13 protein-coding genes are annotated in these 13,768 nt (G+C 71.6%); 4 read left to right on the top strand and 9 right to left on the bottom strand.

Going from position 1 to position 13,768, the window contains the following annotated elements; translation table 11 throughout:
- The first annotated feature begins 163 nt into the window (after positions 1-163).
- Positions 164-1,018, top strand: coding sequence for a L,D-transpeptidase family protein (locus ACFPQ9_RS15700; protein ID WP_380853086.1), 855 nt, complete (start codon positions 164-166; stop codon positions 1,016-1,018).
- 226 nt (positions 1,019-1,244) lie between these two features.
- On the opposite strand, the gene ACFPQ9_RS15705 is transcribed toward ACFPQ9_RS15700, so the two are convergent.
- The 4 genes from ACFPQ9_RS15705 to ACFPQ9_RS15720 form a co-directional block, all read right to left on the bottom strand.
- Positions 1,245-2,345 carry a hypothetical protein gene (locus ACFPQ9_RS15705; protein ID WP_380853088.1) on the bottom strand — a complete coding sequence of 367 codons (1,101 nt, stop codon included), beginning with the start codon at positions 2,343-2,345 and terminating at the stop codon, positions 1,245-1,247.
- Positions 2,345-3,007 (bottom strand): RNA polymerase sigma factor, encoded by a 663-nt coding sequence (locus ACFPQ9_RS15710; RefSeq protein ID WP_380853090.1) that lies wholly within the window; start codon positions 3,005-3,007, stop codon positions 2,345-2,347. The genes ACFPQ9_RS15705 and ACFPQ9_RS15710 overlap by 1 nt, the downstream gene beginning before the upstream one ends.
- Positions 3,008-3,486: 479 nt before the next feature.
- Positions 3,487-4,248, bottom strand: coding sequence for a hypothetical protein (locus ACFPQ9_RS15715; protein ID WP_380853092.1), 762 nt, complete (start codon positions 4,246-4,248; stop codon positions 3,487-3,489).
- Positions 4,249-4,514: 266 nt separating this feature from the next.
- Positions 4,515-5,132 (bottom strand): RNA polymerase sigma factor, encoded by a 618-nt coding sequence (locus ACFPQ9_RS15720; RefSeq protein WP_380853094.1) that lies wholly within the window; start codon positions 5,130-5,132, stop codon positions 4,515-4,517.
- Positions 5,133-5,408: 276 nt separating this feature from the next.
- Between ACFPQ9_RS15720 and ACFPQ9_RS15725 the strand changes: the two genes are divergently transcribed.
- Positions 5,409-6,299 carry a septum formation family protein gene (locus ACFPQ9_RS15725; RefSeq protein ID WP_380853096.1) on the top strand — a complete coding sequence of 297 codons (891 nt, stop codon included), beginning with the start codon at positions 5,409-5,411 and terminating at the stop codon, positions 6,297-6,299.
- 240 nt (positions 6,300-6,539) lie between these two features.
- The gene (locus ACFPQ9_RS15730; protein WP_380853915.1) at positions 6,540-9,200 is read left to right on the top strand and encodes an FG-GAP-like repeat-containing protein; all 2,661 of its coding nucleotides are present in this window, start codon (positions 6,540-6,542) and stop codon (positions 9,198-9,200) included.
- 55 nt (positions 9,201-9,255) lie between these two features.
- Here the strand turns inward: ACFPQ9_RS15730 and ACFPQ9_RS15735 are convergent, their stop codons facing one another.
- The gene (locus tag ACFPQ9_RS15735) at positions 9,256-9,708 is read right to left on the bottom strand and encodes a DUF5959 family protein (RefSeq protein ID WP_380853097.1); all 453 of its coding nucleotides are present in this window, start codon (positions 9,706-9,708) and stop codon (positions 9,256-9,258) included.
- Positions 9,709-9,748: 40 nt separating this feature from the next.
- The gene (locus tag ACFPQ9_RS15740) at positions 9,749-10,141 is read right to left on the bottom strand and encodes a hypothetical protein (RefSeq protein ID WP_380853099.1); all 393 of its coding nucleotides are present in this window, start codon (positions 10,139-10,141) and stop codon (positions 9,749-9,751) included.
- A gap of 130 nt (positions 10,142-10,271) precedes the next feature.
- Here ACFPQ9_RS15740 and ACFPQ9_RS15745 point away from each other — a divergent pair, with 130 nt between their 5' ends.
- On the top strand, positions 10,272-10,802 hold the full coding sequence (locus ACFPQ9_RS15745; RefSeq protein WP_380853101.1) for a DUF1877 family protein: 531 nt from the start codon (positions 10,272-10,274) through the stop codon (positions 10,800-10,802).
- 23 nt (positions 10,803-10,825) lie between these two features.
- On the opposite strand, the gene ACFPQ9_RS15750 is transcribed toward ACFPQ9_RS15745, so the two are convergent.
- From ACFPQ9_RS15750 to ACFPQ9_RS15760, 3 genes are all read right to left on the bottom strand, one after another.
- Positions 10,826-11,437: a hypothetical protein gene (locus tag ACFPQ9_RS15750; protein WP_380853103.1), complete on the bottom strand. Its 612-nt coding sequence runs from the start codon at positions 11,435-11,437 to the stop codon at positions 10,826-10,828.
- A gap of 118 nt (positions 11,438-11,555) precedes the next feature.
- Positions 11,556-12,059, bottom strand: coding sequence for a hypothetical protein (locus ACFPQ9_RS15755; RefSeq protein ID WP_380853105.1), 504 nt, complete (start codon positions 12,057-12,059; stop codon positions 11,556-11,558).
- Between the two features lie 88 nt (positions 12,060-12,147).
- Positions 12,148-13,767 carry a family 20 glycosylhydrolase gene (locus ACFPQ9_RS15760; protein WP_380853916.1) on the bottom strand — a complete coding sequence of 540 codons (1,620 nt, stop codon included), beginning with the start codon at positions 13,765-13,767 and terminating at the stop codon, positions 12,148-12,150.
- Position 13,768: the final 1 nt, after the last annotated feature.

Raw genomic sequence — 13,768 nt, forward strand, 5'->3', positions numbered from 1 at the left:
GGGCGGCCGCCTCCGGGTCCCACTCCGTCTCCCACCATGCCGCGTAGTTCGCGACGGGTCACCCGAGGGGAACATCTCAGGTGACATCGAGCGGCCGGTCGGCCGGTCGGGGGGTCGCGATGAGACGCAGGGGGGCCGGATGCGTATCAGGGGCATGGCGAGGATGCGTATCGGGGATACGGGGAAGGTGCGTACCAGAGGTAAGGGCAGATCCACGGCGGTGCTGGCCGCCGGCGCCACGCTCGCCGTGCTCAGCGGCTGTACCGTGCAGACCGCCGACGGTGAACGGCACTCGCCGGTGCGCATAGAGCTCCCGAGCGGTACACCGTCTCCGAAGTCGGACGCGCCCGACGACAAGCCGCCCTCGAAGGCGCCGGCCCCGGCGCCCGTCGTGCTGTGGCAGTCGGGCGACACCGGCCGGGACGTACGCGAACTCCAGGCGCGGCTGCGGCAGGTCGCCTGGCTCTTCGACGGGCCGACCGGGACCTACGACGATCTCACCGCGCAGGCGGTCAAGGGCTTCCAGGGCAAGCGCGGGCTGCCCGAGACGGGCAGGACCGACCAGGCCACCTGGGACCGGCTGCTGAAGATGACCCGTGAACCCGGCATGTGGGACCTGTATCTGATGGGAGGTCAGCCGGCCGACGCCCCGGACGCGCGGTGTCTGACCGGCCGGGTGCTGTGCATCAGCAAGTCGAGCCGGACGCTGCGCTGGATGGTCGACGGGCGCACGGTCGTGGAGATGCCGGTGCGGTTCGGCTCGCAGTACACGCCGACGCGGGAGGGCGAGTTCACCGTCTACTGGAAGTCACGGAACCATGTGTCGACGCTCTATGACTCCTCCATGCCGTACGCGATGTTCTTCAGCGGCGGCCAGGCGGTGCACTACTCGTCCGACTTCGCGGCCAGGGGTTACGCCGGGGCCTCGCACGGCTGTGTCAACGTGAGTGACGAGCGGGCCATCGGGCAGATGTTCGCCGAGGTGAGGATCGGCGACAAGGTCGTCGTCCACTGGTGATGTGGGGCGCGGGCGGGACCGGGGGAACGTGTCCCGCCCGCGCCGATGCACGAGCCGCAGGTACGGGGGGAACCCCGGCTCTGTGCTTGGCCGATGACCAGTCGGCTCACTCAGTTCAGCGCCATGGCGGCCGAAAACGTCACTCTTGCGCCGAAGAATTTTCCCGGATTCATAAAACCCCAGGTCAGAGGCTTCAGGCGAGAGAGGGTGCGGGCGTACGCCCTGATCAGAGGGTGCGGTAGGACGGGCCGGGCGACAGGAGCGCGGGGGCGGCCGGCCCGGCGCCGTCGGACACGAGGCCGGTCACGGTCGACGTGGTGCGCGAAGCTCTGCCCTCAAGGCGGCCGTCGCGGTCGCCACGGGAGCGGTCCTCGTCGTCGCCCCGGCCCCTGCCGTGACCGTCGCCCTTGCCCTTGTCCTTGCCCTGACCTTTGCCTCTGTCCTTGTCCTGATCGTCGTCGCCCTTGCCGCGGCCCTTGTCGTCGCCCTCGTCCTCGCCCCCGTCGCGCTGGGACCGGGTGCTCTCACCGGCGCCGCCGAGGACGCTCTTGCAGTACTTCCACACGCGGGCGGAACTGCCGGCCACGCCCTCCAGGGTGCGGCGGCGGTCCGGGGGCAGGGGTCTGCCGTCGCGTACGTCACGGCAGTAGGACCTGACGGCTTTGCGCCATCCGTCGGACTTCGCGCCGTCCTTCGAGGCGGCGTCGTGGTCTGCGGCCGGGCCGCCGCCGGGTGCCACCGTGTCCTCGGGAGCGCCGGAGGCGTTCGGGGGCCGGGAGCCGCCGTCGGGCGTGGGCTCCTCCTCGCCACCGGTCCGCGGGGACGGCGAGATGAGCGGCTGTTCCGGGGGGACGGGCGCGGAGACCGTGGCGGCCGGACGGGCCGGTTCGTTCCGGTCGAACGGCGTCGGCAGGACTCCGGTTCCGGCCGCGACCCCGACTCCGCCGACCATGCCGGCGGCCAGCGCGGCGGCGAGACCGAGCCGTACGGGACGGGTCCAGCGGGGGCGGCGGGCGGTGCGGGCAGGGCTGCCGAGCCGGACGAGCCCGACGTCCGCGGCCGCGGAGGCTGGGCGTCCGAGGCTCTCGCCGACGGTGCCGGAGGCGGCGTCGCGGCCCTCGCGCGCGGCGCGGAACGCGGCCAACGCGGCGGTCTCTCCGGGCAGTTCGTCGCTGGTCCGAGGGGTTTCGACGGTCAGGGCCTCAAGCGTCTTGGCGAGGCGTTCGGCCTGGTCGCGGTCGGCCGGGTCGACAGCTTCGAGTGACTCTCCGCGCAGCAATCGCTCCGCCGTTTCGCGGTCCAGCCACCTGTACTGCTCGTCGGCCATCACACATCCTTCTGCGTCCGCGCGCGCATATGCGTCACACTCGCGGACGTCACCGCGTTGCGGCGCGGTTCTCGCTGGGGAGGAAGGGCGTCGAGCACCCCGGCCGATTCCGGATCGTCGCCGAGCAGCTCGGCGAGCCGCTTCAAACCCCGGTGCGCGGCGGTCCGTACGGCGCCCGGACGCTTGCCGAGCGTCTCGGCGGCCGTCTTGGCGTCGAGCCCCACGACCACTCGCAGCACGACGGCTTCGGCCTGGTCCTGTGGCAGCCGCGAGATGAGGGAGAGGGTGCCGTCGGTGGCCAGGGCCTCCATGGCCTCGCCCGCGGTGTCGGACTCGGCGGCCTTCCCGGTCAGCTCCGTCTCGTCGCCACCGATCGCGGGACGGCGGCCGCGCATGCGTATGTGGTCGAGCGCGCGGTTTCGGGCTATCCGGGCCGCCCAGCCGCGGAACCGGTCCGCGTCGCCACTGAACCGCTCCAGGTCGCGCGCTATCTGCAACCACGCCTCCGAGGCGACGTCCTCGGCGTCCGGGTCGCCGACCAGCGTGCGCACGTACCCGAGCAGCCGCGGGTGCACGGATCGGTACACAGTCCGGAACGCGGTCTCGTTCCCGTCCTGTGCCGCAAGCACCGCGGCGGTCAGCTCCGCGTCGTCCCCCAGCACTGAATTACCTCAATTGGTGGTTGCGGTGCCGAGACCGCAGGTCGTTGCGGTGGTCTTACACCCTCCGCGTCCGGCGCGAAAGGCACGTTACGGCCTGAAACCGCTGCCCGTCCATGTCCGTACAACATGCAACTACCCGGGAATCCGCGTTCTGTCCGTCCAGGTGTGACAGAAAACGCAGTCATGGCGCTGTAGAGAGTACGGGCCGCCGCGCGGCCCGTGCCGCGCGACGGCCGGGGCCTCTCCTGTGGGGGGTGGCGGCCCCGGCCGTTGCCTCGGTGCGCGTCAGAGGGGCATGTCCGCGGCTCGGAAGCCGAAAGCCCTCACCATGAATCGGGGCTCTGCCCTTTGACCAGAGCTCTCCCCTTTGACCGGGCCTCTCCCCTTTGACCGGGCCTCTCCCCTTTGACCGGCGCCCCGGTCCTCGAATCGGCCCCTTGGCCCCAGCCCGGAGCCCGAGCGGTTTCGTGGCCGCCGAGTCAGTCCTTCTTCCCGGCGCTCTTGCCGGAGTTCCCGTTCCCGTTCGTGCTGCCGTCCCGGCTCTGGCCGTTGCCGGTGGCAGGGCCCCCGTCGGTCTTCCGGGTCGGCTCGGTGGCCTTCCCGGTCGGCCCGTTCTTCGCCGCCGCCAGTTGCTCGGCGCAGTACGCGGCCACGTCGTCGGCACCGCCCGCCGCCGCGACCAGGCGCTCCCAGGCCGTCGAGTCCAGAGCCTTGCCGTTGTCCTTGACCTGCTCGTAGGCGCGGCACTTGGCCTCGGTGTCCTTGGCCGTGGTCGGGTGGCCGGGCCTGGCGGAGCCCGCGCCGGACGCCGCGGACGACTTGCCGGCCGACCGGTCGGGGGCACTGCCGGCCGGGGTGGGTCTGCCGTTGTCGTGGGCGGGGTCGTCCCCGAAGCCGGACGTGCCGATCGCGGCGAACGCGGCTCCGCCGAGGGTGAGGCTCGCGACGAACACGGAGAGCGTGGTCTTCACCGACAGCGCCAGCCGCCGCTGCTCGCGGGGCCGCCAGTCGTCGCGGCGCCGGGTGCGGGCCCGGTGCGCGCCGGCGTCCCGGGCGGCCCGGAACGCGGCCACCGCCCGCTGCTCGCCGTCGGCGTCCAGACGGTGTCCGCGCAGCACCGCGGCGGAGAGGAGGGCTTCGAGGGCCTCCTCGCCGGACGCCATGTCCGGGGCGGAGGCGATGCCACCAGGGTGCACACGCCGACGGCCGAGGGCCCCACCGCCGTTCTGCTGTTCACCCATGTCCGTTTTCCGTCCCTGTCCGACTCACTCGATCGACCTGCCGGGCGTGTGTGTCGCACACATCCCGTCCGGCCCCTATGGCTCTTGGGCCCATGTGGTCGCGATGACCATGTGGCCTACGTAATCAATGTGACAGCTGTGACTTACGAGTTCGTAGAGCCTGTACGTACATCAGGCCCCGTACGACTCACGCGCCCGCTCGTCGACCGGTCAGCGACGGCTGTTCGGCGGGACAGTCGCCCTGCCGCCGTCGTCACCCTCACTGTTCATTTCGATTCCCCCAGCGTCCGGGGGCCGTCATCCGTCACACCTTGTACGCCCAGCTGCTTGGCCAGACGCTTCAGCCCCCGGTACGCGGCCGTGCGGACCGCCCCCGGGCGCTTGCCCAGGACGCGTGCCGCCGCCGGGGCGTCGAGGCCGACGATCACCCGCAGCAGCACCGCCTCGGCCTGGTCCCGCGGCAGCCCGCCGACCAGCTCCAGGGCGTGCTCCGTGGAGATCGACTCCAGCGCCTGGTCGTGCGTGCTGTGCGGACCGGGCAGCTCCAGTACGTCCTGCTCCAGAGCCGACGCCCGGGGCCGTACCTTCTGCCGACGCAGATGATCCAGCGCCCGGTGCCGGGCGATGGTCGCGCTCCAGCCCCGGAACCCGGCCCCGTCGCCCTTGAACCGCCCGAGGTCACGGGCGATCTCCAGCCAGGCGTCGGACGCCACGTCCTCCGCGTCGTCCCCGACCAGCCCGCGCAGATAACCGAGCAGTCCGGGCTGCACGAGCCGGTACGCGACCGCGAACGCGGCCTCGTCGCCTTCCTGGGCCCGCGCGACGGCCGCGCCCAATTCCCCGTCGTGCGCGCGCACGCGGCGGGGTTCCCCTCCCTGGCCCAAGAACTGTCCTCGTCCGTACCGGTTCGTGGCGAATCCGCACCTTGCGGCGCGGCCACCCTTGCCCACGTCCCTCCACGCACATCAGCGCCTGAGCTCACAGAAGTGTCACAGGGGCCGCCCGGAGCGGCCGGCCTACAACCCTTGCGGGCCGTCGCGAGTCAGAGACGCCGTGGCGGGACAGGGGCCTTCGCACAGCGATGCCACAGGGATGGCATACGATGCGCGCGCCCCCCATAAAGATCACTTAAGAAGATTACTTAAGAGGATGTAAACGTCATGGCCATTGATGCCCCTTATCGTTCTCTTCGCGGCATATCTGCCGTAGTCGCCTTGCTCGCGATCGGTGCGGTGGGGTGTTCGGACGTCTCGGACGCCGTCGACAGCGCCACGGACGGCGCCAAGAAGGTGGCCCGCCAGCGCTCGGTGTACTCGCTGGACGTCGGCGACTGCTACAACCCGAACGGCAAGAGCGAGGGCACCGCCTACACCGTCGAGATCGTGCCGTGCGCCGAGGCGCACGAGGGGCAGGTCGCCGGTGAGTTCTCGATCACCGAGGAGAAGGCGTACCCCGGCGACGAGGCGGTCTCGGCGATCGCCGACAAGCGATGCCCGGTCGAGGCGGCGAAGTTCGCCCCGGACACCTGGGCGCTCCCCAAGGGCGTCGCGATCTTCTACTACACCCCGACCAAGGAGAGCTGGGCGACGGGCGACCGCGCCGTCAGCTGCACCTACACCAAGGAGTCGGGCACCTTCACCGGCGAGCTGAACCCCGACGTCAAGTCGCTGAAGCCGGAGCAGACCACGTACCTGAAGGGTTCGAACGGCGTCTACGACGCGCTGTGGGCGACCCAGCCCGAGAAGGACACCGTCGAGGAGGACCTGCCGGGTTACAAGGCGCAGGCCAAGGCCGTCGCCGCCGCCCTGGACACGCACCTCGAGGGCCTGAAGGGCATCGACGGCACCGAGGTCGGCAAGCTGCGCGAGCAGCTGACGAAGGCGGCGGACTCCTGGCGGAAGGCCGCGAGCGCCGCCGACGCCGACGCGTTCTACATCGCCTACGACTCGGCCTTCGGCGGCATCGACCCGAACAAGTCGGTCGCCGCCCGCAAGGAGCTGGGCCTGGCCACCACCGTCCCGGCCGACGAGGCCGAGGTCTGGGCGGCCTGACACGCTTCGGGCAGCGGGGCCGGGTCCGTCAAGGGACCGGCCCCGCTTGCTTGTTGACGCTGAATGACGTTCTTCGTTCGGAACTCGCCCGAGAGTGACAGTTCCAGCCACCTGTGCGCTGTCTGTATGTGCCACCTGTGTGACAGGTGATGCAGTCGTGACCATTTACTAGGGGTGGGACAGTTGAGTCCTCGCAGGACCCATGCGTACAAACCGCTCAGCCTCAAGAGACGTGCGTGGCTGACGGTGGGAGCCGTCGCACTGAGCGGCGCCGGCGTCGTGACGTATGCCATCGCGGATCCGTCCGCGCCGGCCGACGCCAAGGCGAAGACCCGTGCACCGGCCGTCCACACGCTCAAGCTCAAGGACCGCGGCTCGGGCCGCAAGGGTCTGGCCAAGCAGGACACCGACCGCTTCAGCGCGGTCGTGCTGACCTGGACCGACCCCGAGGCGAAGGCCAAGGGCACGCCGGAGGTACGCACCCGGGACATCGAGACCGGCGAGTGGTCCGGCTGGCAGAAGGTCACCGTCGAGCCGAGCCAGGCGGACGGCGAGGAGGGCACGCGGGCGGCCCTGCGCGGCGGCACCGAGTCGGTGTGGACGGGCGACTCCGACGGCATCGAGGTGCGGGTCGTGGGCGCGGACGGCAGCGAGGCGGCGGGACAGCCCGCCGGAATGGACGTCAAGCTGCTCGACCCGGGCACGGACCCCAAGGGCAGGATACGGCCGGCCGCCTTCGCGGCGGAGGAGACCACGGCACCGGCGACGGACACCCCCGTCCCGACGGACCCGGCCACCCCCACTGACCCGGCCACCCCCACAGAGACGGCGACGGCCACTGAGACGGCCACGTCCACGGACTCCCCGACGCCCACGGACGAGCCGACGGCCACCGGGACGCCCACCGAGTCCGCCTCCCCGACCGCCTCCCCCACCCCCACGGTCCCCGCGCCCCGTCCCTCGACGGTCGTCAAGCCGCCGGTCATCACCCAGGCGGAGTGGGGCGCGTCCACGGACTACGACGGCACTCCGGAGTACGGCACCGAGATCAAGGCCGCCGTCGTCCACCACACCGGCGTGGACAGCGACAACGGCCTGTCCTGCGCCGAGTCCAGGGCCCGGATGCGCACCATCCAGCAGGGTCACTTCAGCCAGGGCTACTTCGACATCGGCTACAACTTCGTCGTCGACAAGTGCGGCCAGATCTTCGAGGGCCGCAGCGGCGGCGTGGACCTGCCGGTGATCGGCGCGCACGACGCCGGGTTCAACACCAACACGGTCGGCATCTCCTACATCGGCAACTTCGAGTCGGCCAAGCCCAGCCACGCCGGGCTGGACGCCATCGCGCGGATCGTGGCCTGGAAGTTCGGCATGTACGGCATCGACCCGACGGGCAAGGTCACGCTGACCTCCGGCGTCCCGCAGGGCTACAGCGGCAACAAGATCCCGGAGGGCACTTCGGTCACCCTGCCGCGGGTCTTCGGCCACCGGGACACCAACTCCACGGCCTGCCCCGGCGCGAACCTCTACCCCAAGCTCACCCGGATCGCCCAGACCGCGAAGACCCCGGGCATCTCGCACGCCCTGGCCACCTCGGACTTCAACCGTGACGGCATCGACGACCTGGTCGCCGGCACGCCCCGCGCGCTGAGCAACGGCGGCACCCTCACCGTCGTCCCGGGCGGCCTCGACGGCCCGGTCCCGGCCGCGCGGCGGACCCTCACCCAGAACAGCACCGGCGTGCCCGGCTCCCACGAGTCCGGCGACAACTTCGGCGCCGCCACCGCGTGGGGCGACGTCAACGGCGACGGCTACGCCGACCTCGCGATCGGGGCGCCCGGCGAGGACGACACCAGCGGCCACGCGGACCGGGGCCAGGTCGTCGTCATGTACGGCCCGGCCCTGAACACCGGCTTCTCGTACACCACGTCCGGCAGTGTCACGGCGACCGGCGCCAAGCTCGGCTCCACGGTCACCGTCGGCGACTTCAACGGCGACGGCAAGGCGGACGTGTTCGCGGCCGGCACCGGCAAGGGCGGCAACTGGCACGTCCGGCTGACCGGCGGCGCGACGACGTCCGGCACGCTCACCACGGCCACCGGCGCCGTCGCCTACCTGGACGCCGCGACCGGCGACTTCAACCGGGACGGCTACGCGGACGTCGCCCTCAACTACCGCGACACCGGCGGCATCGGCCGCGTGCTCCGCTTCGCGGGCTCGGCGACCGGCCTGACCAAGGCCGGGGTCATCTCGGTCAAGGGCGGCCGCTCCCTCGCCGCGGGCGACATCAACGGCAACGGCTACGACGACATCGTCATCGGACAGCCCGTCGCGTCGGAGTCGGGCGGCCTCTCGGGCGGCCAGATCACGATGGTCCCGGGCACTTCGACGGGCTTCACCACGACCGGCATGACGACGATCCACCAGGACACGGCGAACGTCGCGGGCGGCAACGAGTCCGGCGACCTGTTCGGCGCCTCCGTCTCGGTCGGCGACTACAACGCCGACGGATACGCCGACGCCCTGACCGGCATCCCCGGCGAGGACTTCCCACGCGCGGGCGTGAACCAGTCCAACGCGGGTGACGTGCTGTTGGCCAAGGGAACGGCGTCCGGCCTGACCGGCACCGGCTCGGTCCGCGTCTCGCAGGACACGACCGGCGTCCCCGGCTCGGCCGAGACGAGCGACCTGTTCGGCTCCGCCGTCTCGCTGACGGACCTGTCGGGCTACGGCCGTGCGGACCTGACGCTCGGCGCCGAGGGCGAGGACGGCACGGACGGCATCGTGCTGTACCTCCCGAGCAACAGCACGGGCCTCGGCTACACCCAGGCGGTCATCCACAGCAAGACGGCCCTGGGCACCCCGACGGACGCCCACCTGGGCCAGACCCTGACGCCCTGACCCCCACCCACACCCGGCCGGGGACCCCGCCCACTGCACGGGGTCCCCGGCCGGGTCATGGGTCCGACGAAACGGGTGGGGTAGCCGGAGGAAAGATGTTCCTGACCTGTTCGAGACGGTCGTAGGCGTCGTCGAACCAGGAGTCGGCCAGGGGCACCGTCACGGTCACGGTGGTCAACGTGCTCACGTCGTCCCTGAGGGTGACGCGGAGTCTTTCGTCGGACTCGTCGCGTTCGATGGACAGCGTGGGGCCGCGTGCGGCGTCGCGCCAGGTGATGGCCGCTCCGGCGTCGAGCGCGTCGAGGCACTCCTGCCATTCGGCCAGGTCGGCGGGGAACAACGAGGCAGCGAGGGTTCCCCTCACGAACGGCGTGTCGACCACGAACTCGCTCGTCAGCACGTCGACCGTGCGCTCACCTCTCCGCCGGGTCCTGCTCCCCGTGATCCGCAGGACGACGCTGTTGCCTTCCCCCGCCAGGTGGACCAGGTCGATCGGCCCCTGACTCATCGTTCGTCCCTTCCGGGCCGTTCGCAGGTTCGCCACCCGGCTACCCGGCTACCCCGCTCGTCGCGTCCCGGCACAGCAACCGCAGGGAGCCGTCGCCCGCGAAGCAGCGGCGGGCCTCGTCGATCGGATCCCACAGGCGGCCGTCGGGCGTGCGGATCCAGTGGTCGCCGCCCGACGCCCACCACTCGGCGCCGGTCTGACGGGCGATCACCTCACCGGCGTACGCGCCGAGACCGCGCAGCGTGTTCTCCACGGCGGCGTACGGCGTCCGCTCGCGGCGCAGTTCCTCGATCATCCGGTCGACCCGCCACAGGCTCTGCGCCGAGTAGTCGAGTCGCAGCCGCGCCCCCTCGCGCATCGTCGCCACCGCGTCCGCCGCCCACCGCACCGGCTTCGCCGCAGCTGGGGGCCTGGTCTCCTGCTGAGTCGTCACATCCTGGAGAGCGCGTTCGACCGGTGATTCGTCACTCGGATCAGCCGGATTCCCCGGACCGGCGCAGGACCGCCCCAGCTCGCTCCGAAGACGGTCACAGGACTCCCCCAGGATTCAGGTTTGGGCGGGAGTGACGCTTCGCCGCTCCCATCCGCTCCAGTCACTGATGAGCATGTACTTCCATCTGCGCGCGGTACCGCCCCCGGCACTGCGCAACAGCGCCCCCTGGTTCCAGCGTCTGTTCGAGGACGACTGGAACACCGTGCGGGAGCGGATCGGCCGCCATCGCGAGGAGGTGCTCGACAAGCTGTACGGCGACGTCGAACTCCTCTACTGCGGCATCCCCCCGAACCACGCGTCGGAAGGCCCCCGCACCAACGTGGTGCTCGGCGGCCGCCCGGTCTTCCACGACGACCCGGCCCTGCCCCCGTTCCTGCTGCTCACCGCATCGCAGGTGGGAAGGGTCGCCGGATACCTCAAGGACACCGACTTCGACGGCCTGTGGCGCGACGCGCGCCCGCGACTGCTGCGACCGTACGAGATACCGGAGCTGGAGCCCGAGGTACGCGGCATGTTCGCGGCGACGCACCGCGACCTGACCGCGTTCTACGAGCAGACCGCGGACTACGGCGACGCGGTGGTGAAATGGCTGGTGGCCTGAGAACACCCGGGTCGGCCGGCGGGTCAGCCGCGCCCCCGGGCCCGCCGCGACACGACCGCGCGCAGCACCCGCCGCCCCTCGGTCGACACCTCAAGGGCCCGGCGCAGACCGCCGGCGCCGTGCCCGGCGAGCAGCTCCAGGACGCTGACCTGGCGGCGCAGTTCGGCGGCGACGAGCGGCGACATGCCCTCCGGGCGGCCCGCCCCGGGCGCCCCGCTCGCCCGGACGGAGTCGAGGGCCTCGGCCGGACCGTCGGCGGAGGCCGTGTCGTCCTCGGCGGGGTCGAGCAGCCGGTGTATCTGGAGGGAGGCGACGGAGCAGGCGTCGGCCCAGATCCGCGCCTCGGCGGCGGACCGTACGGCGGGTGCGGCGGCCAGCATCCGCCGGGCGAGCAGCGCGGCCTCGTCCTCGATGTCCGTGTCGTCCACGACCTCCGCGACGCCCAGCTTCCCGCGCACCTGCTCCAGCAGCTCGCCCCACTCGGCGGGGTCCCCGCCGCTCGCCAGATTCGCCCACAGCGGCCGCAGCGCCTCGTCGTCGCCGCCGAGCAGGGGCACGCATCGATCCAAACAAGCCAACCCGCTGGCGGCCAGTCCGCGTTCGTCGGCCTGAGCGATCAGTTCCACCAGGCTCATCCACGCCTCCCATAGCGGGTCGATTAAGAGGGTCGGGGTCCCCGCACAGGCCCCTGGCGGGCACCGTCACCTAACGGAGCCCGCACCTCCCCTTACTGCGTGCGACGACCCGGGAGTGTCACAGCGGCACGACACCGAGCCGGTCGAGCAGCCGGAAGAACAGGTTTTCGGCCAAGGGATCCGCCTCGGCGGTGAGTACGTCGACCACCGACTCGGCGTTCACGTCGTGCCCGGCCTCGGCGGCCCAGGCGACGGCCCGTTCGGCGGCGTCACCGGGTTCGAGGAAGTAGTCCTCCAGCGTCAGTCCCTCGTCCGAGGCGCCGATGTACCCGGCCATCGCGGCCCGCGCGAGACAGGTCGTCCACGCCCCGCTCTCCGGCGCCGCCGCCTCCACGACCACCGTCGCGCTGTCCATGACGTAGCCGAAGAGCGCGGGCGCCCCGGTCTCGCCGGCGAGGTCGTTCATGTTGCCGACCTCGCCGTCCCCGCTCGGGTACTCCCACACCTGCCAGCCGTCCGGCGCCTCGGCGCGCAGGGTCATCCCCTCGACGCCGGCCAGCGCGTCCAGCTCCGCCAGCGGCCGCTCCCCGCGGCCCACGACGAAGTACCCCCAGTAGCCCATCCCGGTTCCCCCTGGCTGATCGGTTCGGCTCGGGCCGAATACACCACAGTCGTACAGGGGTTCGCAGGCATATGGGTCAATCCACAGCTCAGTCCAGCCGGTCCGCGAGCGCCCTGAACTCGGCCCAGGTCAATGAGGGCTTACCCGGGTCCCACAGCTTCTGCACCGTCGCCCGCAGCGGCATCCGGATCCCGGCCGCCACCTGGGCCTGGGTCTGGGAGTTCGCCAGGTCGCACCAGACCGCGAAGGACCCGCCGAGGATCTGGGGGTCGTACTTGGCGGGCACCGCCGTCGTCCCCCGCAGGACCCGGGGCGTCCACTGTGCGTAGATCCGCTCACCGGTCGGGTAGACGAAGGTCTGCGGCTCGCCGAGCACGTAGTAGAGGAACTCGTCGTTGTAGTTGATGACCTTCCGGCCGGCGCTGAGGTACGCGAGCGGCTCCCGGGCTCCGATCTCCTTGCCCGTCCAGTACGCCACCTGGATCACCTTGTCCGGCTGGACGGTGGTGTCGCGGAAGAACCCGTCGTTCCACGCCCGCGGGGTGCGGTCATGGGCGCGGACGGTGTCGGAGCGGTCGTTGAGCCAGCCGGTGGCGAGGTCGGCGACGGTGGCGCGGGAGCCGTACGCCTCCCGCGCGGCGGCGGCGAGCTGCGGGTAGGACGCCTCGGGGTCGGAGACGACCAGCGCCTGGTACTCGTCGCCGCCGAGGTGCCACTGGTCGCCGGGGAAGAGACCGGCGTACTCGTTCAGCAGGTCGTCGACGATCTCGCCGGACTCGGGCTTGGAGATGTCGATGGCGCCCCGGGTCGCGACCCCGTTGACGTTGCGCAGCTGCAGGTCGGGGTGTGCGGCGATGACGGCGCCCAGATGTCCCGGCGAGTCGATCTCGGGCACGATCTGGATGTGCCGGCTCCGGGCGAGCCTGACGATCTTCTGGACCTGCGCCTTGGTCAGATGCTGCTGGGAGACGATCTCGGGATGCGACTTGGACTCGATGCGGAAGCCCTGGTCGTCGGAGAAGTGCAGGCCCAGCTGGTTGTACTTCAGGTCGCCCAGCTCGCGCACCCGGTCCTCGATCCAGCCCGCGGTGAAGTACTTGCGGGCGATGTCGAGCATGAACCCGCGCACCGGCTTGGCGGGTTCGTCGCGTACGACGCCCTCCGGCGCCGTACCGCCGTCGTGCACCTCCTGCTTGAGGGTCCGGGTCCCGTAGAAGACCCCGGCCTCCCCGCCCCCGCTGATCGCGACATGCCCGCCGCGCACGGTCATCGTGTACGACTCCGGGTTCGCGCCCTCGTCGTCGCTCAGCGCCAGCCGTACGTCCCCGGCACGCGCGTCGTTCTTCCGTCCCCCGTACGTCAGCCCCAGCTCACCGGCGATGAGCCGCCCCTCGTCGGCGAGCTCCGCGTCGCTCACGACCACCCGCTTGTTGTCGGCCGGACGCCAGCCGGGCCCGCGGGCGGCGGTGTGGGAACGCACGGCCGGGATCGTCTGTGGTGCCTTGGAGAGCGGGTACGACCGGGTCGGCGACGGCGTCGGCTGGGCCGCGGAGCCGGGGTCGGCGCCCTCGGAGGTCCCCGGCGCGGACCGCTGCTGCTCGGATCCGGCCGTTCCTCCGTCGCCGCCGGAGACCAGGAGGCCGAGGCTCACCCCGGCCGCGACCGTCACGACCACCACGGCGACGATCAGGACCCACGTCTGCTTCAGC

The organism is Streptomyces coerulescens (assembly GCF_042657965.1).
GTDB classification, from domain to species: Bacteria; Actinomycetota; Actinomycetes; order Streptomycetales; family Streptomycetaceae; genus Streptomyces; species Streptomyces coerulescens.